The 22,094-nt window shown below is 66.6% G+C and carries 22 protein-coding genes; 10 read left to right on the forward strand and 12 right to left on the reverse strand.

Annotation, left to right across the window (positions count from 1 at the left end; translation table 11 throughout):
* Positions 1-5: 5 nt before the first annotated feature.
* The 4 genes from V1Y59_RS03035 to V1Y59_RS03050 all read right to left on the reverse strand — a co-directional run bounded on the left by V1Y59_RS03035 (position 6) and on the right by V1Y59_RS03050 (position 3,128).
* The gene (locus V1Y59_RS03035) at positions 6-311 is read right to left on the reverse strand and encodes a DUF2516 family protein (protein ID WP_330503565.1); all 306 of its coding nucleotides are present in this window, start codon (positions 309-311) and stop codon (positions 6-8) included.
* Between the two features lie 69 nt (positions 312-380).
* A complete protein-coding gene (locus V1Y59_RS03040) occupies positions 381-1,214 on the reverse strand; it encodes a heparin-binding hemagglutinin (RefSeq protein ID WP_330503360.1) in 834 nt (277 codons plus the stop codon).
* 2 nt (positions 1,215-1,216) lie between these two features.
* Positions 1,217-1,693, reverse strand: a complete 477-nt coding sequence (locus V1Y59_RS03045; protein ID WP_330503361.1) for a helix-turn-helix domain-containing protein — start codon at positions 1,691-1,693, stop codon at positions 1,217-1,219.
* A gap of 82 nt (positions 1,694-1,775) precedes the next feature.
* Complete coding sequence (locus V1Y59_RS03050) at positions 1,776-3,128, reverse strand: DUF445 domain-containing protein (protein ID WP_330503362.1); 1,353 nt, start codon at positions 3,126-3,128, stop codon at positions 1,776-1,778.
* Between the two features lie 37 nt (positions 3,129-3,165).
* Here V1Y59_RS03050 and V1Y59_RS03055 point away from each other — a divergent pair, with 37 nt between their 5' ends.
* The 4 genes from V1Y59_RS03055 to V1Y59_RS03070 all read left to right on the forward strand — a co-directional run bounded on the left by V1Y59_RS03055 (position 3,166) and on the right by V1Y59_RS03070 (position 6,274).
* Positions 3,166-4,011, forward strand: coding sequence for a TetR/AcrR family transcriptional regulator (locus V1Y59_RS03055; RefSeq protein ID WP_330503363.1), 846 nt, complete (start codon positions 3,166-3,168; stop codon positions 4,009-4,011).
* Positions 4,008-4,835 (forward strand): SDR family NAD(P)-dependent oxidoreductase, encoded by an 828-nt coding sequence (locus V1Y59_RS03060; RefSeq protein WP_330503364.1) that lies wholly within the window; start codon positions 4,008-4,010, stop codon positions 4,833-4,835. Before V1Y59_RS03055 ends, V1Y59_RS03060 begins: the two co-directional genes overlap by 4 nt.
* Positions 4,828-5,697: a polyphosphate kinase 2 family protein gene (locus V1Y59_RS03065; RefSeq protein WP_330503366.1), complete on the forward strand. Its 870-nt coding sequence runs from the start codon at positions 4,828-4,830 to the stop codon at positions 5,695-5,697. Before V1Y59_RS03060 ends, V1Y59_RS03065 begins: the two co-directional genes overlap by 8 nt.
* A 73-nt stretch (positions 5,698-5,770) precedes the next feature.
* Entirely contained in the window at positions 5,771-6,274 is a 504-nt protein-coding gene (locus V1Y59_RS03070) for a copper chaperone PCu(A)C domain-containing protein (RefSeq protein WP_330503368.1), read from the forward strand.
* Positions 6,275-6,464: 190 nt separating this feature from the next.
* Here V1Y59_RS03070 and V1Y59_RS03075 read toward each other — a convergent pair whose 3' ends face one another.
* Positions 6,465-7,661 carry a benzoate/H(+) symporter BenE family transporter gene (locus V1Y59_RS03075; protein WP_330503369.1) on the reverse strand — a complete coding sequence of 399 codons (1,197 nt, stop codon included), beginning with the start codon at positions 7,659-7,661 and terminating at the stop codon, positions 6,465-6,467.
* A 45-nt stretch (positions 7,662-7,706) separates the two neighbouring features.
* Between V1Y59_RS03075 and V1Y59_RS03080 the strand changes: the two genes are divergently transcribed.
* A complete protein-coding gene (locus tag V1Y59_RS03080) occupies positions 7,707-8,270 on the forward strand; it encodes a helix-turn-helix domain-containing protein (RefSeq protein ID WP_431309087.1) in 564 nt (187 codons plus the stop codon).
* Between the two features lie 98 nt (positions 8,271-8,368).
* On the opposite strand, the gene V1Y59_RS03085 is transcribed toward V1Y59_RS03080, so the two are convergent.
* From V1Y59_RS03085 to V1Y59_RS03100, 4 genes are all read right to left on the reverse strand, one after another.
* Complete coding sequence (locus tag V1Y59_RS03085; protein WP_330503370.1) at positions 8,369-9,094, reverse strand: heparin-binding hemagglutinin; 726 nt, start codon at positions 9,092-9,094, stop codon at positions 8,369-8,371.
* A 287-nt stretch (positions 9,095-9,381) separates the two neighbouring features.
* On the reverse strand, positions 9,382-10,266 hold the full coding sequence (locus V1Y59_RS03090; protein WP_330503371.1) for a 3-hydroxybutyryl-CoA dehydrogenase: 885 nt from the start codon (positions 10,264-10,266) through the stop codon (positions 9,382-9,384).
* 114 nt (positions 10,267-10,380) lie between these two features.
* The gene (gene aceA / locus V1Y59_RS03095; protein WP_330503372.1) at positions 10,381-11,676 is read right to left on the reverse strand and encodes an isocitrate lyase; all 1,296 of its coding nucleotides are present in this window, start codon (positions 11,674-11,676) and stop codon (positions 10,381-10,383) included.
* 405 nt (positions 11,677-12,081) lie between these two features.
* Entirely contained in the window at positions 12,082-12,846 is a 765-nt protein-coding gene (locus V1Y59_RS03100) for a hypothetical protein (protein WP_330503373.1), read from the reverse strand.
* A gap of 51 nt (positions 12,847-12,897) precedes the next feature.
* Between V1Y59_RS03100 and ramB the strand changes: the two genes are divergently transcribed.
* The 3 genes from ramB (at position 12,898) to V1Y59_RS03115 (ending at position 17,792) form a co-directional block, all read left to right on the forward strand.
* Positions 12,898-14,316: an acetate metabolism transcriptional regulator RamB gene (gene ramB / locus V1Y59_RS03105; protein WP_330431441.1), complete on the forward strand. Its 1,419-nt coding sequence runs from the start codon at positions 12,898-12,900 to the stop codon at positions 14,314-14,316.
* A gap of 497 nt (positions 14,317-14,813) precedes the next feature.
* The gene (locus tag V1Y59_RS03110; protein ID WP_431309088.1) at positions 14,814-16,205 is read left to right on the forward strand and encodes a lipase family protein; all 1,392 of its coding nucleotides are present in this window, start codon (positions 14,814-14,816) and stop codon (positions 16,203-16,205) included.
* Between the two features lie 216 nt (positions 16,206-16,421).
* The gene (locus tag V1Y59_RS03115; protein WP_330503374.1) at positions 16,422-17,792 is read left to right on the forward strand and encodes a lipase family protein; all 1,371 of its coding nucleotides are present in this window, start codon (positions 16,422-16,424) and stop codon (positions 17,790-17,792) included.
* Positions 17,793-17,964: 172 nt separating this feature from the next.
* Here V1Y59_RS03115 and V1Y59_RS03120 read toward each other — a convergent pair whose 3' ends face one another.
* Positions 17,965-18,432 (reverse strand): MaoC family dehydratase, encoded by a 468-nt coding sequence (locus V1Y59_RS03120; protein ID WP_330503375.1) that lies wholly within the window; start codon positions 18,430-18,432, stop codon positions 17,965-17,967.
* A gap of 25 nt (positions 18,433-18,457) precedes the next feature.
* Between V1Y59_RS03120 and V1Y59_RS03125 the strand changes: the two genes are divergently transcribed.
* Together V1Y59_RS03125 and V1Y59_RS03130 are read left to right on the forward strand one after the other, a co-directional pair.
* Positions 18,458-18,994 carry a carboxymuconolactone decarboxylase family protein gene (locus V1Y59_RS03125; RefSeq protein WP_330503376.1) on the forward strand — a complete coding sequence of 179 codons (537 nt, stop codon included), beginning with the start codon at positions 18,458-18,460 and terminating at the stop codon, positions 18,992-18,994.
* A 28-nt stretch (positions 18,995-19,022) separates the two neighbouring features.
* Positions 19,023-19,718 (forward strand): class I SAM-dependent methyltransferase, encoded by a 696-nt coding sequence (locus V1Y59_RS03130; protein ID WP_330503377.1) that lies wholly within the window; start codon positions 19,023-19,025, stop codon positions 19,716-19,718.
* Here the strand turns inward: V1Y59_RS03130 and V1Y59_RS03135 are convergent.
* A complete protein-coding gene (locus V1Y59_RS03135) occupies positions 19,703-20,581 on the reverse strand; it encodes a DNA-3-methyladenine glycosylase family protein (protein ID WP_330503379.1) in 879 nt (292 codons plus the stop codon). The two genes, V1Y59_RS03130 and V1Y59_RS03135, sit on opposite strands and share 16 nt — an antisense overlap.
* A gap of 120 nt (positions 20,582-20,701) precedes the next feature.
* Positions 20,702-22,087 carry a dihydrolipoyl dehydrogenase gene (gene lpdA / locus V1Y59_RS03140; protein WP_330503380.1) on the reverse strand — a complete coding sequence of 462 codons (1,386 nt, stop codon included), beginning with the start codon at positions 22,085-22,087 and terminating at the stop codon, positions 20,702-20,704.
* Positions 22,088-22,094: the final 7 nt, after the last annotated feature.

Raw genomic sequence — 22,094 nt, forward strand, 5'->3', positions numbered from 1 at the left:
GCACGTCACGCTCGCTTGCTGAACCAGCGCTTGCCCTGGATCTCGTCGACCCGCGGGCGGACGTCGACGATGTAGACCAGCATCGCGACCACACCGATGATCCCGAGCAGGTTCACCGCCCCGAACAGCCAGATGAACAGGGTCGCGGCGGCCAGGATCGACACCCAGATCACCTTGCTCTGCCGGTCGACGGCCGGGAACGCATCCTTGCGCTGCATTGCCGCATGAATCAACGCCACCGCCGCGGCGACCCCGGCAACCAGGGTCAGCAGCAGCAGGATCAGATTCTGGCCGTAGGCCATAAAACTCATCAGGTCCACGAGGCCAGCTTAGACTCCGATCGCCGCGGCGTCGTCGGGCCAAGCGTCGGAGTTCACCACTCAGGCCTCGTCGGGGGTCATCCGCTGCGGGGGTGTTTTCTTCGCAGGCGCCTTCTTGGCCGGCGCTTTCGTCGCTGCCTTCTTGGCGGCCTTCTTCGCGACGGCCTTCTTGGCCGGTTCCTGCACCGACTCGGCCTTCTTGGTAGCCGCCTTCTTGGCGGGCGCCTTCTTCGCCGGTGTCTTCTTCGCGGCGGTCTTGGCGGGTGCCTTCGCGGCAGCCTTCTTCGCCGGGGCCTTCTTGGCCGGCGCCTTCGTCGCGGCCTTCTTGGCGGTCTTCTTCGCCGGTGCTTTCTTGGCCGGAGCCTTCGTCGCCGGCTCGTCGGCGACGTCCTCGCCGGAGGTGATCCCGGCCAGGGTGGCCGCACGTTCCCCGACCGCGCGGGTCTGGGTGGAGATGGTGCCCAGCGCATCCTCGGTCAGACCGAGTGCGTCGTTGTACACCTTCTCCAGCTTCGGCAGGTTCTCTCCGACAAGGGGCTGCGACTTGAGCCGTTCGACCACTTCCTCGCCGCGTTCAGACAGGGCGGTCAGCAGGCCCGCGGCGACCGCGAGATACGCCTCGGCGACCTTGCGCAGTTCATCGGGCCCGAACTTCGCGAGCAGGTCGTCGATCTCGGAGGGGACCTCGACCGGCAGAGCCGACAGCCGCGCCTTGGCATCCTCGAACACCGCCAGTGCCGAATCCCGGGTGTCGTCCACGCGGCTCTGCGCACGGGCCTGGGCTTCTCCGAGACGCTTCTGTGCCTCTTCGCCGGCAGCGCCACTGCGCTCGCGCAGATCGGTGAGCAACGCGGTCACCTGCTCGATGACCGTGTTCAGGGGATTCTCCGGCATGTTCACTCCTTGGCGTCGGTGTTCTCTCTGCGGAACGACTCATAGATCTCGAGCAGCATCTGCTTCTGGCGTTCGCTGATCGAGTCGTCGGCGAGGAGCGCGTCACGCACGGGGCTCGCCGGACGTTCTTCGAGGATGCCCGCGCGGACGTAGAGCACCTCCGCGGACAGCCGCAGGCCTTTGGCGATCTGGGCGAGGACGTCGGCCGACGGCTTACGCAGACCTCGTTCGATCTGGCTCAGGTACGGGTTGCTGACGCCGGCTCGCTCGGCGAGTTGACGCAACGACACCTCGGCGGCGATTCGCTGTGCCCGGATGAACCCGCCGATGTCCTGCGCGGCCGTCGCAACGGCATCCTGCGCGGCGGTCGCGACCGCCTCGACGGCCTCCACCGGACCGGACGAACCCCCGTCGTCGGCCTCATCCGACGGCGTCGTGCCATCGGCGGGGTCGGGAAGGTCGTTCTCGTCCGGCGTCATCACTCTCCCGTGTCGGTCCTGCTCACCAGTATCAGCGGGAGTGCTAGCACGTGCAAGCAGACCGCCACCCCCAAAGACCTGCTCACCCGAAGACGAGGACCGAGACCGTGTAGATCGTGAGACCGGCCAACGCGCCGACGACCGTTCCGTTGATGCGGATGAACTGCAGATCGCGACCCACCTGTAGTTCGATCTTGCGACTGGTGTCGTCGGCGTCCCAGCCGCGCACGGTCTCGGTGATCACCGAGATGATCTCCTGCGAGTAGTTCGCGGCGACGTGCTGGGCCGCGCGCACCACCCACCCGTTCATCTTCTCCTGCAGCGGCCGGTCGTCGCGAATGCGGATGGCGAGGCGGATCGCCGCGTCGGACAACGAGTTCCGCAATGTGCTGTTGGGGTCGCTGAGCATCTGTTCGATGACGGCCTTGCCGGTCTTCCATGCGGTCGACGCGGCGTCGGAGACCTCGTCGCGGCCGATGAGTTCCTGTTTGATCTTCTCGAACCGCTCGATCGTCTCCGGGTCGTTCTGCAGATCGTCGGCGAACTGCTCCACGAATGTGTGCATCGACCGGCGCAGCTGATGCTGCGGATCGGTCTTCACCTTGAAGGTGAAGTCGACGAGTTCGCGATAGATCCGGTCGCCGAGCAGGACGTTGACGAACTTCGGTTTCCACGACGGCCCGACATCTTCGTCGACGACGCGGTCGATGAGATCCTGGCTACCGAGTGCCCACTCGTGCGCGCGGTCGCACGCGAGCTGGAAGACCGGCTCGAGACGGTCCTCGGCGATGAGCTGCTCGAGGACTCGCCCCAGGGGCTGCGCCCACTCCGGCTCGCCGGCCCATTTGATGGCGTGCTCGATGAGCTTCTCGATGTCCTCGTCGCGCAGCATCTCCGCGGCGAGCGCGATCAGTCTGGCGGCCTCGTCGGAGACCCGCGGTGCGTTCGCCGGGTCGGCCAGCCAGTTCGACAGGCGTCGGGGTAGATCGAGGGTCTGCGCGCGGTGTTCGATCACCTCAGGCGTCATGAAGTTCTCTTCGATGAACCCACCGAGCTGGTCGCCGATGTCGTCCTTCTTCTTGCGGATCAACGCGGTGTGCGGAATCCGCAGGCCCAGCGGGTGTTTGAAGAGTGCGGTGACCGCGAACCAGTCGGCGAGGGCCCCGACCATTCCCGCCTCGGATGCCGCACGCACATAGCCGACCCAGGCGGCCACGTCCGCACCGTCCCGATGCTCGAGATACCGGGTGAACGTGTAGACGACGGCGGCGAACAGCAGGAACCCGGTCGCGACGACCTTCATCCTGCGCAAGTCGCGGCGGCGGGCGGCATCGCCCGCACCGTCGGCCCCGAACCCGAGCGACGCCCGCGGCGGCTCTGTCGCGGGCGGACGATCCGGCGACCCGGAGACGTCCGAAATGACTGTTGGCGGCATTGAACCAGTTTTACCCGGCACCCACTAGGCTGGCCAGGTGACGCCCAACCGGCCAAGTCCCGCGGCGGCCGCCCGCACGGCCGTGACCGCCGCAGCGAACGTGACCCGGGGACTCGAACACGCGTTGCGCAGCACCGTCACCGACCCGACAGCCAAGCCGGACGGGCGACGGAGACGCTGGGAGAAGCACAAGGCGAACCGTCGCACCGAACTGACCGACGGCACGATCGACGCCGTCCGCGCGCTCGGCGCGGACGTCGGGATGGACGAGATCGCCGCGCACATCGGTGTGTCGAAGACGGTGCTGTACCGCTATTTCACCGACAAGAACGACCTCGCCGTAGCGACCGCCGTGCGCTTCTTCGAGACCACGCTGCTGCCCCGACTGACCGAGACGATCACCGACGACGTGGACGAGTACACGCTGACGCGCACCGTCATCGAGGTGTACGTGACCGCCGTCGCCGACGAGCCCAACCTGTACAAGTTCGCCCTGACGGGCGCGCCGTCGTCGGTCGCCACGGCGGACTCGGAGAAGTTGGTCGCGCAGTTGATGACCGATCTGCTCGTCCTGCGGATGTCCGAACGCGACGCCGACACGTCGGGTGCCGAGGTCTGGTCCAACGCACTCGTCGGCGCGATCCAACGTGCAGTCGACTGGTGGATGACCGAGCGCTCGATGCCGGTCGGCGACCTGATCGACTATCTGACGATGCTGTCGTGGAGTTCGATCGTCGGGATCGCCGCCGTCAACGGATCCCGTCAGGCGTTCGTCGCGGCTCCCCCGACGCTGCCCGAACCCGCCGGCACCGACCATCCTGTGCCCGGCGGTCCGGCCTCCGACCACGCCGCCGCCGGCGACCCGATCGAGAACGCCACATGACCCGGACCGCCCTCGTCACCGGAGGGAGCCGCGGCGTCGGTCAGGGTGTCGCCGCCGCTCTCGTCACCGCCGGATGGCAGGTCTACGTGACCTCGCGGCATGGCACCGGACCAGACGGCACCGTCCCGCTGACCTGCGACCACACCGACGACACGCAGGTCGCCGGCGTGTTCGATCGCGTGGCACGAGAGGCGGGTGGCCTCGATCTGTTGGTCAACAACGCGTGGGCCGCCCCGCGTGGTTTCGGCGGGTTCTCCGACAGGTTCTGGGAACGCCCGGTCAACGACTGGGACACCCTGATCGAGGTCGGCCTGCGCGCCCACTATGTCGCGTCGGTGCACGCGGCCCGGCTCATGGTCGAGGCGGGCAGTGGGTTGATCGCATCGATTTCGTCGTTCGGATCCCGTGGTCACCTGCACTCGGTGTTGTACGGGATGAGCAAGTCCGCACTGGACAAGATGGCCTTCGACATGGGCCACGACCTCGCCGGGACCGGTGTCACCGCGGTGTCGTTGTGGCTGGGGCTGATCCGGACCGAACTGCTGCTGTCCCTCGGCGTGGACGAGTTCGCCGGCTTCTCGCTCCGACGAGCCGAGGACCCGGGGTTCGTCGGACGGGTGATCGCCGCATTGGCCGACGACCCCGACCTCATCGACCGCAACGGCCACACCCTCGTCACCGCAGAACTCGGTGCCCACTACGGCATCACCAACAACGACGGAACCGCGCCGGACTCCCACCGCGACGCATTCGGCGGTGGGCCGCTGTTCCCTCCCGCCGCGACCGAACCACGTGAACCACGAGGAGAGGACGTCCATGGGTAAGCACAGCCCGACCGCCGGCTGGACCGTTCCGGCCACCGAGGCGTTGCGGGTCACCTCGACCGGCCCGATCGCCGATTTCGACCCGTCGTCGACACCGGGCTTCGATGGCGACAAGAGCGCCGGAGCGGAGCTCCTCGCCGAGCGCGGTGAGGTCCTCGCCGATCTGCAGGAACTGTTGTACGCCAACGGCCGTACCGGCGATCATCGTTCGGTGCTGCTGGTACTGCAGGGTATGGACACCGCGGGCAAGGGCGGCATCGTCCGTCATGTCGGCGGCCTGGTGGACCCACAGGGCCTGAGTATCAAGGGATTCGGTCCGCCGACGCCCGAGGAGCAGCAGCACGATTTCCTGTGGCGCATCCACCGGGCTCTGCCGCCCGGCGGGCGCATCGGCATCTTCGACCGCTCGCACTACGAGGATGTACTCCCGGTGCGGGTGCACAACCTGGTGCCGCAGTCGCAGTGGGAGAAGCGCTATGAACTGATCAACAAGTTCGAGCGCGACCTCGTCGCCGCCGGTATCACCATCATCAAATGCTGTCTCGTGGTGTCGAAGGCCGAGCAGAAGGAGCGGTTGACCCAGCGGCTGGAACGGCCCGACAAGCACTGGAAATACAATCCGGGCGACATCGACGAACGTGGGTTCTGGGACGACTACCTGGAGGCGTACCAGGCGATCTTCGACCGCTGCGACAACGCGAACGCCCCCTGGTTCCTGATCCCGTCCGACCGCAAATGGTTTGCGCGGCTCGCCGTCTGCGAACTGCTGATCGCCGCGCTCGAGGGACTGGGACTGGACTGGCCGAAAGCCGACTTCGATGTGCAGGTGGAGAAGGAGCGGGTTGCGGCGCTCGATGTCTGAGTGATCAACATCGTCACGGAATCGTTGTGCCCCTGTTCTCGGGCCATGAGTCTGGTTGCCTACCGTCACTGACATGAGAACCCGATTCATCATCCCGATCATCGGCGTGGCCGCGCTCGTCGCCGCGTGCTCGGACGACCCCGACGGCGGTTCCTCCAACCGTGGCTCCGGGTACTCCGGTGCGGGCACCGGCGAGGTGTCGATCAGCAACGCCTTCATCACGCCCGAGAACATCGCCGGACGCTGCGCACTCCAGGTCGGCGGCGAGGCCGGCTTCCGCTACATCATCTCCAACGGATCGGAGACCGCCCCGGTCACGTTCACCGGCATCTCCACGGATGTCGCGGAGTCCGTGCAGATCTCGCCGGCCGGACCGAAGACGATCGAACCCCAGTCGGAGATCAATTCCGGCGTGCCGGGCGCCGACCTCGCGCCCGGCGACCCGGCGTTCACCACCACGTTGATCGGTCTGCGTGAGGACGCCGAACCCGGTCGGTCGTTCACCGTCACGTTCACCTTCGAGAACTCGGACCCGGTGGACCTGATCGTGCCGGTGGAGGCGTGCCCGGCCGCGTGAGGTTCGAGGCGCCCCGCGCGCCCACCCTCCGTCGACTGGGCGCCATTCCCCGTCGACTGGGCGCCAATCCCCGTCGACTGGGTGCCAATCCCCGTCGACTGGGCGCCATTCCCCGTCGACTGGGCGCCATTCTTCGTTGAGTGGGCGCCATCTTCCGTCGACTGGGCGCCACTTCCTGTTGGGCGCGTGCTCAGGACGTAGCCGTGCGTCCACCGGCACGAAGTGCCGAATGCGCAGCCACCCCGATCACCAAACCCCAGAAGGCCCCGCCGATGCCGAAGAAGGTGAGACCCGACGCGGCCGCCACGAACGTCAGCGCCGCCGGTATCCGCGTCTCGACCGCTGCGAACGCACCCATCAACGCAGCGGCGAAGGTCCCCAGAAGCGCCAGGCCGGCAACGGCTTCCACCAGGCCGCCGGGCGCGATGGCGGCCATCGTCACCAACGCCCCGGACACCGCCGCCAGCGCGAGGTAGCTCACCCCGGCCGACACTCCGGCGATCCATCGGCGGGACCGGTCCGGTCCGGCCTCGTCTCCGGCGGCGAGTGCCGCCGACAGCGCGGCCAGGTTGATGGCATGCCCGCCGAACGGCGCGACGACCGCGGTTCCCGCGCCGGTCACCGCCATCGCGGCCCGCCACGGGGTCGCATAACCGAACGACGACAGAACGGCGACCCCCGGGATGTTCTGCGCCGCCATGGTCACCACGAAGAGTGGGACGGCGATGCCCACGATCGCCGCGACATCCAGCTGCGGGGTGGTCCACGTCAACGTCGGCAACCACGTCGAGTCGGCGTGCAGCTCGTTGCCGGACACCGACACGTAGACGGCGATGACGACGAGCGCGGTCACCATGGTGAGCGGCATCGCCCACCGGGCCAGCCAACGCGTCGCGGCCAGCCAGACCGCAAGCACCGGGAGCGTCGCGAACGGCTCGGCGGCCAATGATTCCATCGGTGCCAGACACAGCGACAACAACACCCCGCCGAGCATCGCCTGGGCGATCGGGGTCGGAATCCGCGCGATGAGGTCGCCGAGCGCGGGGATCAAACCGACCACCATAATCAGGCCGCCGACCACGAGGAACGCACCGACAGCGGCGGGCCATCCAGCGTCGTGGCTTGCGCCCATGCTGACGAGCAGAGCCGCTCCGGGAGTCGACCACGCGAGGGTGACCGGTGCGCGCGACCGCACGCTGAGCACGATGATCCCGATACCGAACACCACGGTCAGCGCGAACAGTCCCGACGCCGCCTGCTCGGGCGTCGCCCCCACGGCCCGCAAACCGGCGATGACCACCGCAAACGATGAGGTGAAGCCCACCAACGCCGTGACGATGCCGGCGATGATCGGCTCGCGCAATCCGGCCTGTGCTCTGATGGTCATCTGTGCAGAATAGGCGATCGTTCTGTTTGCGGAACGATCGCCCGCGTGCGAACCGTCAGAAAGGCCATCCCTGCCGTGACCATCGACCAACGCCGACGCGAGATCGGTGCCCGCATCGCCATGACGCGATCCGAGCGCGGGATGTCTCTGTCGGAACTGGCGCGCCGCGCCGGCATCGGTAAGGGCTCGCTGTCGGAGATCGAGTCGGGACAGCGAAATCCAACGCTGGACACCCTGTATGCCATCGCCGGCCCACTCGGTGTACCGCTGACCGCACTGCTCGGCGAGGAGGCAGGCACCGAAGGCAGCGGCGAACACCTGCTCGCCCGCTTGCTGCACGTGGAGCACCATCCGGACGGCGCCACGACCGAGGTCGTCTGGCTGACCGTACTACCGGGCGGTACCCGGGTATCGCCGGCACATGGCCCCGGCGTCACCGAACACGTGCTGGTCGTCGAGGGCGAGCTCACCGCCGGCCCGCTTGGCTCGGAAAGCCGCGCGGTAAGCGGTGATTCGATGCAATGGCGCAGCGATGTCGAGCACAGCTATCGGAGCGGCGATGCGCCCGCACAGGCGGTGCTGACGATTCGCTCCCCGGCGGTTGACTGATAGCGGTGGCGGCGAAACGCGGCCGGTTGACATAGCACTCGGCCCCGCTCACCACATGGGATGAGCGGGGCCGAGTGCGTATGCGTGGCCGCGTCAGATCAGCTGGAGGCCTTCTTGGCCGGAGCCTTCTTCGCAGGCGCCTTCTTGGCCGGGGCCTTCTTGGCGGCGGCGACCTTCTTGGCCGGCGACGACTTCGAGGTCCGTGCCTTGGCCTCGACAGTGCCTGCCGCACCACCGATTTCCGAAGCGGCCTCGGCGGTCTCGCCCTTGATGACCTCGCCTGCCTCCTCGATGTCGGCGGCGACCCCTTCGACACGGCTGCTGACGATCCCGGTCAGCTTGGCGGCGCGCTCACCGACGAGGCGGGTCTGCGACGACACCACGCCGAGGGCGTCTTCGGTCATGTCGACCGCGTCGTTGTAGTACTTCTCGGCGCGACCCAGGTTCTCCTGGACGACCGGCTGCTGACGCAGGCGCTCGACGGTGGTCTCGCCGCGCTCGGCCAGCGAGTTGTAGAACTCGGTGGCGCTGTCGAGGTAACCCTCGGCGAACTTGCGCAGTTCGTCGCTGGTCAGCTTTCCGCGCAGCTCCTCGAAGCCGGCGGGAACGTCCTCGGGCAGCGCGTTGATGCGGGTGCGGGCCTCGTCGATCCGGGTCTGCGCATCGTCGCGGGTCTGCTCGAAACGCGACTGTGCGCTCTCCGACGCAGCCTCGGTGCGTTCGCGCAGTTGGGCGATGATGTCGTTGAACTGGGTGAGGACATAGTCCCCGGCGCCGACTGCGGCATAGATCGGATTGGCGAGCGTACGAGTGGATTCACTCATGATTCACACCTCCTGTGTGATGGGCGGAAGTCGGTTGTGGCCACCAGGGCGCGACTCCGCGGATGACCACCCCCACAGATCACCCGGTGCCAGATCCCTCGAACGACGCCGTGTGTCTCGACGTCTGTTCGGCGTATCCGCCTGGTTCCACAACCCAGTATCCACAACTTGCTAGCAAATGCAAGCACACAGCAAGCACGGGTGCGAGATGTCACGCGACGTTGATCTGGCGTCAACATGCCCGACGCCTGCCAAAAATGGCCGTCCGCCGGGGGACGAGCCACGAGCTACTTGGCCGTCCCGTTCTCGGCGTAGGGATAGAAACCACGACCGGCCTTCTTGCCGAGTCGCCCGGCCTCGACCATGCGCAACAACTGCGGGGGCGGCGCGTACAGGGGCTCCTTGAACTCCTGATACATGCTGTCCGCGATGGCCTTGACGGTGTCGAGACCGACGAGGTCGGCCAGCTTCAACGGCCCCATCGGGTGAGCGCAACCGAGCACCATCGCCTTGTCGACATCCTCGACCGTGGCAAAACCGCTCTCCACCATGCGGATCGCCGACAACAGGTACGGAACCAGCAGTCCGTTGACGACAAAGCCGGAGCGGTCGGCCGACTTCACGACCTGCTTGCCGAGGACATCGTGGGCGAAATCCTCGGCCCGGGTACTGACCTCGGGTGATGTCATCAGGGTGGTGACGAGTTCCACCAGGGGCAGCACCGGTACCGGGTTGAAGAAGTGCATGCCGATGACCCGGCCCGCGTCCTGGGTCGCCATGCCCAGCTTCATGATCGGGATCGACGAGGTGTTGGAGGCGAGGACCGCGTCGGGGTCGGCGACCACCTTGTCGAGGTCGGAGAAGATCCGGGTCTTGACGGCCTCGTCCTCGACGACGGCCTCGACGACGAATTGCCGATCCGCGAAATCGCCGATGTCGGAGGTGAATCGGAGCCGGGAGGCCGCCTGCTCCCGCTCACGCTCGGTCAGTTTGCCGCTGGACACGCCGCGATCCAACGACCGCAGAATGCGGCTCCGACCGGCGACGCAGAGTTCGCGGGAGGACTCGTAGACCAGGACGTCGGTGTGCGCACGCGCGCACACCTCGGCGATGCCGCCGCCCATCTGGCCGGCGCCGACAACACCGACCCGAGAGACCTTTTCGGTTGCCATTGCGGGCTCCTCGGACTGCAATACGTGGGTAAATGAAACCCGGGGTGAGCAGAGTGGTAACCCTGCTCACCCCGGGATCATGTAGGGCAACGGTTTTCGCCGTGGCGACCGGTTCTAGTGGAACTGGCCTTCCTCGGTCGAGCCCTTCAGCGCCGCGGTCGACGTGTTCGGGTCGACGGTGGTGGCGATGTTGTCGAAGTAGCCGGCACCGACCTCGCGCTGGTGCTTGACGGCGGTGAAGCCACGCTCGTCGGCGGCCTTGAACTCACGGTTCTGCAGGTCGACGAAGGCGGTCATCTGCTCACGGGCGTAGCCGTAGGCCAGATCGAACATGCCGTAGTTGAGCGAGTGGAAGCCGGCCAGGGTGATGAACTGGAAGGTGAAGCCCATGGCGCCCAACTCGTTCTGGAACTTGGCGATGGTGCTGTCGTCGAGGTGCTTGCTCCAGTTGAACGACGGGCTGCAGTTGTAGGACAGCAGCTGGTCGGGGTATTCCGACTTCACAGCCTCGGCGAACTTGCGAGCCAGCTCGAGATCCGGGGTACCGGTCTCCATCCAGATCATGTCGGCGTACGGAGCGTAGGACTTGGCACGCGCGATGCACGGCTCGATGCCGTTCTTGACGTGGTAGTAGCCCTCGGCGGTGCGCTCGCCGGTGATGAACTCGCGGTCGCGCTCGTCCACATCGGAGGTGATGAGGGTGGCGGCCTCGGCATCGGTGCGCGCGATGACGACGGTCGGGGTGCCCGAGACGTCGGCGGCCAGGCGAGCCGAGTTCAGGGTGCGGATGTGCTGCTGGGTCGGGATGAGCACCTTGCCACCCAGGTGGCCGCACTTCTTCTCCGAGGCGAGCTGATCCTCCCAGTGGGTGCCGGCGGCACCAGCGGCGATCATGGCCTTCTGCAGCTCGTAGACGTTGAGCGCGCCACCGAAGCCGGCCTCACCGTCGGCGACGATCGGCACCAGCCAGTTGTCGACGGAGTCGTCGCCCTCGACGCGGGCGATCTCGTCGGCGCGCAGCAGCGCGTTGTTGATGCGACGCACCACGTTCGGCACCGAGTTGGCCGGGTACAGCGACTGGTCGGGGTAGGTGTGGCCCGACAGGTTGGCGTCACCGGCGACCTGCCAACCGGAGAGGTAGACGGCCTTGAGGCCGGCGCGGACCTGCTGCACGGCCTGGTTACCGGTCAGCGCGCCCAGCGCGTTGATGTAGCTGCCGTCACCCTTGGTCACGCCGTCCCACAGGATCTCGGCGCCACGACGGGCGAGGGTGTGCTCTTCGACGACCGAACCCTGCAGCTCGGCGACCTGCTCGGCGGTGTAATCACGCTTGACGTTGTTCCACCGCGGGTTGCTGTCCCAGTCCTGCTGGATCTCCGCAGCGGTGCGGGGCTTTCCGACGTTGCTCATTGCCTACTTCACTTTCCGTTCGTTGGCTCAACAGTTCTGCATCGTCCCGGTGGCGCCCGGGCTGATCTGCTGACAGACGGCCGTCGTCACACGCCCTGCCCGCAAAATGTGCGAACAAGTCCGCGTCGTCTGGCGGTGTCTGAACCAAGAGTGCCACAGGACAAACCTGCAGGTCCAATCCCTTTCAGGTGCAAAATTGGGCCACAGTTCGGCGAAGATTTGCAAAGTTTGCGAAGCTCTCGGTGTGAACGTCAGAGCGGGTTGCGCCAAAAAGTACGCGCGTACTGCATGTTTAATCTACCGGCCGGTAGCCCAGATGGCGAGGCGATGCCATCACCGACCGACGACGACGCGGCGGACTCACGCTCGGCGTGTGATCGGTTTCACGTTCGCCGTCGGCACGGATCACTGCGCAGCGGCGGCGACCGCCTCATCGAACAGGGCCCCGAACGCGGCGTCACTCATGGGTGGTTCCGCTGCGGGCGGCGGTTCGGCGACGGGCGGGGCATCGCCGGACACGGTCAGCTGCACGGTCACCGCGCCAGACCCCCGGTCGAGATCGGCATATCCGGCGAACCCGACCTGGTTGGTGGCCGATCCGTCGGGCAGTGTCGTGGTGACGTTGGAACGCAAGAGCACGGACTGCCGCAGAGCCGACAGTTGCTGCGCTCCCGGCGGGATCGGAAGTCGGGAGTACCGGGTGACGATGCGCGCGCCCGCCAGCGTTCCGGCACGGATGATGGTCGTGGTGACGGCGCACTGGCCCGTCGACGCGCCGATGTCCGCGGCGATGTCGCGCGGTGCCGTGGTGACGAGTTCGACGAGCGACGCCGACGCCGCCCGAGCCGCGAGTACCGCGGAATTGACGTCGTCGAGCCGGGGATTGAGGTCGGCGTCGGCGGTGGGTCGACAGAACGGCGGCTGCACTTCGGCGTCGGCCGCCGACTCGATCCGGGCACCGTTGCCCTCGACCAGTTCGGACAGCGACAGCTGCGTGGGGTCGAATCCGGGAGGCAGATCGGCCGGGGCGAGCAACAAGTCGGCCGGGACCGCGGATTCGGTGGCGGGGGCCGTCGGGTCGACGTCGGTCTGGCAGCCGGCGATCGTCGCCGACACGAGCAGGGCCGCGAGCACCGGCACTCCCCGCCGACGCAGCCCCAGCACTCGCACGCGGTCACCGTACCCTGAACGTGCAGGCAGGTGGATCGGCAGGAGGTTGCCATGACCAAGACCTACGTCGGTTCGCGACTGCGGCAACTGCGCTCCGAGCGCGGGCTGTCCCAGGTCGCGCTGGCCCAGACGCTGTCCATCTCGCCGTCATACCTGAACCAGATCGAGCACGACGCGCGCCCACTGACCGTGCCCGTCCTGTCCAAGATCACCGAGGTGTTCGGGATCGACGAGGAGTTCTTCGACACGCAGGACAACGTCCGTTTGGTCGCGGAACTGCGGGAGGTGATGCTCGACGACGACGTCGAGGCGGCGGCGTCGGCCACCGAGGCCCATCAGATCAGTTCGCTGGTGGCCGCCCATCCCGAGTTCGCCCGGGCGATGGTGAATCTGCATCAGCGCTACCGGATCGCCACCGATCAACTCGCCGCAGCCACCGACGAGCGTGGTGACCGGAGTATGCGCGGCGCCATCACCGCGCCGCATGAGGAGGTGCGCGACTACTTCTACCAGCGGCGCAACTACATTCACGAGCTCGACGTCGCTGCAGAGGAGATGACGGTCCGGATGCGGATGCACTCGGCCGACATCCGCCGCGAGGTCGCCAACCGCCTGGAGACCGTCCACGGTGTGAACATCGTCCGCCGAGTCGATCTCGGCGACTACACCTTGCATCGGTTCGACCCCGAGTCGCGCCGCCTCGAGTTCTCCGCCGCCCTGTCGGCCGGGCAGCGGACGATGAAGCTGGCCGCCGAGCTCGGCTACCTCGAGTACGGCGACCTCCTGGACCGGCTCGTCGACGACGGCAACTTCACCAGCGAGGAGGCCCGGTCGCTCGCGCTGTTGGGCCTGGCCAACTACTTCGCCGCTGCGGTCATCCTGCCGTACAACCAGTTCCATGGCGCGGCAGAGGATTTCCGCTACGACATCGAGCGTCTGTCGGCGTTCTACTCGGTGTCCTACGAGACGATCTGCCATCGGCTGTCCACCCTGCAGCGCCCCAATCTGCGCGGTATCCCGTGGACGTTCGTCCGCGTGGATCGTGCCGGCAACATGTCGAAAAGGCAGTCCGCCACCGGATTTCACTTCTCGTCCAGTGGTGGCACGTGTCCGCTGTGGAATGTGTACGAGACGTTCGCCTCCCCCGGCAAGATCCTCACCCAGATCGCGGAGATGCCCGACGGTCGCGACTACTTCTGGGTGGCGCGTACCGTCGAGCGACGCGCGGCGCGCTACAACCAGCCGGGCAAGACCTTTGCCATCGGACTCGGTTGCGAGCTCCGTCATGCCGGGCGGGTGATCTACTCCGACGGCCTGGAGATCGGGCCGCAGGCCCGCATCACACCGATCGGCGCCGGTTGCCGGGTGTGCGAACGACAGAACTGTCCGCAGCGCGCGTTCCCCGCCCTCGGCGCGAGCCTGCAGATCGACGAGCACCGGAGCACGGTGTCGCCGTACATGACCAGCTGATGGCCCCTCTCTGGTTGAGGTTTGTGTCGCTGATCGAGTAGCGTCCGGCTCGGCGAGAGCCTTGTCGCTGATCGAGTAGTGTCCAGCTCGACGAGAGCCTTGTCGCTGATCGAGTAGCGTCCGGCTCGACGAGAGCCTTGTCGCTGATCGAGTAGTGTCCAGCTCGACGAGAGCCTTGTCGCTGATCGAGTAGCGTCCGAGCCGCTAGGCGAGGACGCGTATCGAGATCAGTTGCCGCGAGCCCGGTTTCGATACGCGTCGGGCTCGCATGCTCGCGCGCCGCTACTCAAACCGGCGACGGGGACGGCTGGCAAACTCCGCCCAACCGGCGAGGGGCTCGCGCGTCGTGGCGTGGGCCGCTCGACGACACCACCGCGTTTCAATCCCATAACGTTTGGTATGTGGGTCGCGTGTCCCAGACATCTGTGCCACACGCCGCAATACGCTGCTGAAGTGCGGAGATCATCGGGGATCTCCTCGCCCAGAGGGAGCACGCTATGTGGCGGTGTCGCTCGAAACCGTTGTCGGATAATTTTTTTCGCCCCGCTGCAGCGGTCGCATTGACCCTGATCAGCTTCGTCGCCGTTGGCTCCGCACCCGCCAACGCCGAACCACCCAACATGATGGCGATACCGCCCGAAATACCGGCCGGCATCGATGCCATACTCCCCGACGCTCCCATTCCCCGATGGGACCGAATACCCGCACGTGCGCGCGCAGAAGGCTTTTCGCATCACACACAGGAGCTCCGCGAGGCGGCGCTACCCTCGCCGACCGGCGACGCCATGTTCGACCACTGGCCGGGAGACCTGGCTTCGCTCCCGCCCGGCCGGATCATCGCGACCCGTGACGTCACCGCCACCGCGGCACCGGTGGTGACCACGCCGATCCGCTCGGCGCACCTGCTCAAGTTCCGGAGCACCGACGCGGTGGGGACACCGTCATACGGCACCGCGACCGTCCTCGTCCCTCGGACCACGCGCCGCGCGGGAGTCCTCGTCAACAACCTGCCCATCGACTCCCTGGGCACCGCGTGCACTCCGGGATACACTCTGGCACATGGATTCTCCATTGCCACGAATCCTACCGACCTCATTCCGCCGACCACTCAGATCGCGTTGGCGCGCGGCTACACGGTCCTGGTCCCCGACCATCAGGGGCCGCGAATGGCCTACGCCGAGCCGATCGTGGCAGGGCATGTCGTGCTCGACTCCATCCGCGCGTTGACCGAGCTGGACCGCGACACCTTCGCCGACGCGCCGATCGCGATGACGGGCTACTCCGGCGGGGCGATCGCGACGGGCGGTGCGGCGCGGCTCGTCGCCACCTATGCACCTGAGCTCGCCGGGCGAGTGGTCGGTGCCGCGTTGGGTGGCGTGCCCGCCGACTTCCGGATGCTCGTGGGCAGCATGAACGCCAATCTCGCCACCGGAATCTTCCATGCGGCGACCTTCGGCATCGCCCGCGAGCGCACCGAGATGCTCACCATGGCAAACGATCTCGCACGGTGGATGGGGACCTCGCCGCTGAAGAACATCTGCACCATCCCCGCGGCCTTGGCCGGTCAGACGTTCTGGCCGATGCAACTGTTCGCCAACGACCCGGACCCGTTCCATTCCCCGGTGGCAGAACGCATCTTTCGCATCACCGCGATGAGCGACCGACGCTCGGCGGTGCCGTTGTACATCTATCACGGGACGCACGAGTGGTGGATTCCCGCAGACGGGGCGCGCCGATTGTTCTGGACCCAGTGCGCGTTGGGCGCGCGAGCGGTCTACCGGGAGGTGTTCGGCGAACACGTCTCCGCCGCGGTTCTCGGATACCCGGAAGCACTCGACTGGTTGGACGACCGTCTGGGCGGAGCACCGGCCCGGACCGCATGCCGCTGACCGAACCGCGCCGTGTGACCGTTCGTCAAAACGGATCATTACCTGTGAGTCAGGTCCACCCGGTATCGCGAATGTAAGTCACGCCACTTACAATCCTTCGAGGATTGTTTGAGAGAGCGAAAATCGGTCATCCGTCCCAATTGGTCGGTGCGACCCGTTTTCGCATGCAGTAAGAGGTGGACGATGCCGGCACGCCGATCAAGAACTGTGACAACGATGGTCCGAGCCGCGGTGGTCGTGTCGATCACGATCGCCGCCGCGGTCAGCGGAGTCGGCAATGCAAGCGGCGAGCCCGTCAACCTGATGCCATTCCCCGACCGCCTGCACACCGGGATCGACTCCATGATCCCAGCGCCCGACATTCCCCGACTCGACTCCATCCCGGCCCGATCCGTCGTACCCGGCGCCAGCCGGGAACTGCAGGAACTCCGCGAGGCGATCATGCCCTCCCCGTCCGGGGATCCGTTCTTCGACGTGTGGCCGCGCGGACTCGAGCAGCGCCGGCCGGGCGAGATCATCACGTCCCGCGACGTCGCATCGGTGGCGTCCGAGGTCCTCGAGGTACAGGTCGGGTACGCGCGTCAAATCAAGTTCGCGACGCGGGATGCCAAGGACCGGCCGTTGTTCGCGACCGCGACCCTCTTCGTGCCGCCGACGAAGTGGACAGGCCCCGGGGCCCGGCCGGTCATGGTGAACAACCCGCCGATCGTCGCGCTGGGTACACGCTGCACCACCGGCTACACGCTCGCGCACGGGAAGACCGACGACACCAACAACACCGACCTCCGGCCGCCGACCACCCAGGATTCCCTCGAGAAGGGCTACGCGGTCATCGTCCCCGACCACACCGGGGCACGGATGGCCTACGCCGAACCGTATGTGGCCGCCCACGTCGTCCTCGATGCGATTCGGGCCGCGGAGGATTTCGACGCACGCAACTTTGCGAATGGTCCGGTCGCGATGCTCGGGTACTCGGGTGGTGCGATCGCCACGAATGCCACCGCCAAGCTCGCTGCGTCCTATGCGCCGGATGTCGCCGATCGCTTCGTCGGGGCAGCGATCGGCGGGGTTCCGGCCGACTACCGAGCGCTCGCCGGCGCCATGAACGCCAATCTGGCGACAGGAGTCTTCCATTCGGCGATCCTCGGCATCGCCCGGGAACGGCCGGAACTGCTGCCGCTGGCTAACAACGTGGCGCAGTGGCTGGCCACCATCGACTTCTTCAAGAACCTCTGCACCGGGAAGATGGGCTACATGGGATTCTCGTTCGTCCCCACCCAGGTGCTGTCGAACGTTCCGGACCCCTACCAGTCACCCGTCGCCGAGGAGATCTTCGACATCACCTCGATGAAGGACATGCCCGCAGCCATGCCGGTCTTCATCTATCACGGGGCGCAGGAGTGGTGGATTCCCGCGAGCCAGGCCCGTGCCCTGCACGCCGAGCAGTGTCGCCTCGGGGTCAACTCGACCTACCGCGAGTACCCGGGTGAACACATGATCACCGTCTTCACCGCGTTCGAGGACGCGATGGGGTGGATCGAGCAGCGCCTCACCGGGAATGTGCCGCAGAGCGGATGCGCGGGATAACTACTGGTCGATGGGTTCGGCCCTTCGTGACGCCCTCCGCAAGCTCCGGGCTCCTCAGGGACCAGGGGGGGTGAGCCGCAAGCTCCGGGCTCCTCAGGGACCAGGGGGTGACGCCCGCCGCACCCCCCCCTGAGGAGCGAGCCTGCGAGCGTCACGAAGGGTCCGCCGCCGCTCAGTAGACGAGGACCCGCACGTTCTCCGCGACGCAGGCCGGCTTTTCGACGCCCTCGATCTCGATGGTGTTCTTGACGACCATGTTGACGCCGGCGGGGGTCTCGTCGACGGACGTGATGACGGCGTTGGAGCGGATACGCGAACCGACCTTCACCGGGTTGGGAAAACGCACCTTGTTGGCGCCGTAGTTGATGACCAACTTCGGCCCCTCGACGGTGAAGATGCCACCGGCCAACACCGGGAGCAGCGAGAGCGTCAGGTACCCGTGTGCGATGGTCGCGCCGAACGGACCGTCCTTGGCGCGCTCGGGATCGACGTGGATCCACTGGTGGTCGCCGGTGGCCTCTGCGAACGCGTTGACGCGCTCCTGATCGATCTCCATCCACTCGCCGGAGCCGAGGTCTTCCCCGATCGCGGCCTTGAGTTCATCGACACTGGTGAACGTTCGCTGTGTGGTGCTCGTCATAGTCACGGTAGTCTACCGTGGCCCCATGGGCACTCCTCGCGTCGCTCCCGGCGGCTTCGGCGATCTCGGTCCGATCAACTGGCTGTTCGCCCGCGGGGCGGCTCGCGCCATCGGCGTCGACGAGGCCCGCATCTTCTCCACGCTGGGCCGCGCCAAGGGACTCTTCCGCGGCTGGCTGCACTTCGGTGCACGACTGATGCCGTTCGGGGCGTTGTCGCGCAAGGAATCCGAGATGATCATCATCCGTGTCGCGCATCTGCGCGGGTGCGACTACGAACTCGATCATCATCGCCGACTCGGCAAGCGGGCCGGGCTGACCGAGCAGGAGATCGGCGGAGTGTTCGAGGGACCGGACGCCGGGTGGGGCGACCGGCAGCGCTGGCTGCTGACGGCGACCGACGAACTCGTCACCGACAAAGACATCTCCGACGACACCTGGGCCGCCCTGCGCCGCCATCTCGATGACGCCAGGCTCGTCGCCTTCGTCCTGCTGGTCGGACAGTACGACATGCTCGCGACGACGATCACCACATTGCGCGTACAGCGCGACACGAAGGTCTAACCCGACCGACACGATCCCCGGGGGCACGATGTCCGACTCGCTGGCGCAACGGATGATGCACAACCCGGTGTTCTCGCAGGTCTACGAACACATGTGGCGACCGACATTCACGCGGCTGTTCAGCCTGGGCGGGACCGGCACCGCCGATTTCGACCGAGCCCTGACCGCATACCTGACCCGCCCGGGAGACCGACTCGTGCTCGACGTCGCCTGCGGGCCAGGCAATTACACTCGGCGAATCGCCGAGGGGCTGACCGGCGACGGCAGGTGCGTCGGTGTCGACTATTCGCCACCCATGCTGTCGCAAGCCGCCCGGACCAACCGGACGGACCGCACCATGTACATCCGCGCGGACGGACATGCCCTTCCCTTCGCGGACAACACCTTCGACACGGTCACCTGCCTGGCTGCGCTGTATCTGATCCCGGACCCCCTGCCGGTGATCGACGAACTCGTGCGGGTGACACGGACCGGTGGCGAGGTGGTCATCTTCACGTCTGTGCGCACCGATCTCACGTCGTTCCCCGGTGTCGTCGCGGCTGCCGGTTCCGCCGGGTATCGCATCTTCGACAGACACGAGATCGTCGATCGACTTCGCGCGGCCGGCGTCGACCACGTCGAACAGACCATCACCGGACAGGGCCAGTACGTTCTGGGGACAAAATCCCCCCTGACGCCGTCGGCCGACAGAATCCCCCGGAGTGTTCGTCAGAACTCCCGATAGTCGCGGACGGTCATCCGCGGGCCGCGCCGCTCCGGCCGCACGCCGTGCCGTGCGACCATCCGGATGACCCGCTGCCGTTGTCCCGCATAGGGTTCGAGTAGCTCGAGCATGCCGTTGTCGTCGACTGGCTCCCCAATCAGGGTGAATCCCACCAGTTTCGGTATGTGATAGTCGCCGACGTTGACGACGTCGGGGTCGCCGACCGCGCGAGACCGCGCCTCGGCCTCGGTCCATCGCCCTACCCCACGCAGCACCGTCAGACGGTCGTGATGACGCTCGACGTCCATCGCGGTCGCACCGCGGATGGTGCGCATCCGCACCGGTTCGATGCCGCTGCGATGCCACTCCCAACTCGGGATCCGTGCCCACTCACGCTGGGGCGGCGGTACTCGCATGGTGTCGGGGACGGGCCCCGGTGCGGGCTCACCGAACCTGCGCACCAGGTATCGCCAGGCGCGAAACGCCTCGGCGCCCACCACTTTCTGCTCGAGAATCGCCGGAACCAGCGCTTCCCAGACCCGGTCGGTTCGGCCGAGACGCAGGCCGTCAGAGCGTCGCACGAGCTCGGCGACGACGGTGTCGCGGGGCACCAGTTCCTGCGGATTGTCCTGTGCACCAAGAAAGTCGGGCATCTGCCCGAGCAACCAGTCGGCACCCGGCCCCCATGCCCTGCCGGTGATCGTCGTCCCGTCGGAGCGGATCGTCAGCGTGCCGGGCCCGTCCGGCGTCTGGACAGCCCGCCACACCGATCCGTCACGGCCGTAGGTGAACGTCGGGTCGCCGGAGCCCCGACGATGCAGACCGACGGTTGCGCGGATGTCGAGTGGCCATGGTGGCCGCCATTCGCGTCGACCGCTGGTCATGGCATCACCACCTCGTGGGGTCGTCCAAAGACAGTTCTTCCCCCAGCTTTCCATTCTTCCCCCGTCTGTTTGAGGGGGAAGAATGGAAAGCTGGGGGAAGAACGCAGAGTGGGCGGACGGTTACAGGTTGATCATGTGCCCGATCGCGCCGTGGAACGTCTCCTGCATCGCCTCCGACATCGTCGGGTGGGTGTGCACGTTGCGGGCGAGCTCCTTGGCGGTGAGATCCCACTTGTGGGCCAGCGTCATCTCCGGGAGCATCTCGGAGACGTTGTCGCCCACCAGGTGTCCGCCCAGCAACTCGTCGGTATCGGCGTTGGTGACCAGCTTCGCGAAGCCGGCCGTCTCGCCGAGTCCCTGAGCCTTGCCGTTGGCGCTGAACGGGAAGTTCGTCGCCTTGACGTTGTAGCCCTCGTCCTTGGCCTGCGCCTCGGTGAGCCCGAACGACGCGACCTGAGGCTGGCAGAAGGTGGCACGCGGCATGAACCGGTAGTCACCGAGAGTCATCGTCTCCGCGCCTGCCATCACCTCGGCGGCCACCACGCCCTGCGCCTCCGCGACGTGCGCAAGCATCAGCTTGGCCGTCACATCTCCGATGGCGTAGATGCCGTCGACGTTGGTGCGCATGAAGTCGTCGATCGCGATGGCGCCGCGGTCGGTCAGCTCGACGCCGGTGTTCTCGAGGCCGAAGCCCTCGACGCGCGGGGCGAACCCGACGGACATGAGGACCTTGTCGACGGTGATCTCACCGTCTTTGTCCTTGGCGTCCTTGTAGCTGACGGTGACACTGTCGCCCTCGTCCTTCACCGACTGGACCTTGGTGGAGGTGAGGATCTTGACGCCGAGCTTCTTGTACTCCTTGGCGATGACCTTCGACGCGTCGGCGTCCTCGTTGGGCAGCACACGGTCGAGGAACTCGATGATGGTGACGTCGACGCCGTAGTTGGCGAGGACGTAGCCGAACTCCATGCCGATGGCGCCTGCGCCGACGATGACGATCGATTCCGGCAGCTCACGGGTGAGGATCTGGTCCTCGTAGGTGACGACGTTGTCGGAGAGCTCGACGCCGGGCAGCAGCTTGACGGTGGACCCGGTGTTGATGATGACGTTGTCGAACGTGATCTCACGATCGCCGACGGTGATGGTCTTGGCGTCCTTGAACGTGCCGTATCCGTCGATCTCGGTGATCTTGTTCTTCTTCATCAGGAAGTGGACGCCCTTGACGATCCCCTCCGACACCTTGCGGCTGCGGTCGAACGCCGCGCCGAAGTCGAACGAGACCTCACCCGACATCCCGAAGGTCTTGGCCTGGTGGTTGAAGATGTGCGCCAGCTCGGCATTTCGAAGCAGCGCCTTGGACGGAATGCATCCGACGTTGAGACACACGCCGCCCCAGTACTTCTCCTCGATGACGGCGGTCTTCATGCCCAGCTGGGCGGACCGGATCGCGGCCACGTACCCACCAGGACCTGCACCTAGTACTACTGTTTGAAAGTGTTCAGCCACGCCTGCC

The sequence above is a fragment of the Gordonia prachuapensis genome, from assembly GCF_036350515.1.
Lineage (GTDB): Bacteria > Actinomycetota > Actinomycetes > Mycobacteriales > Mycobacteriaceae > Gordonia > Gordonia prachuapensis.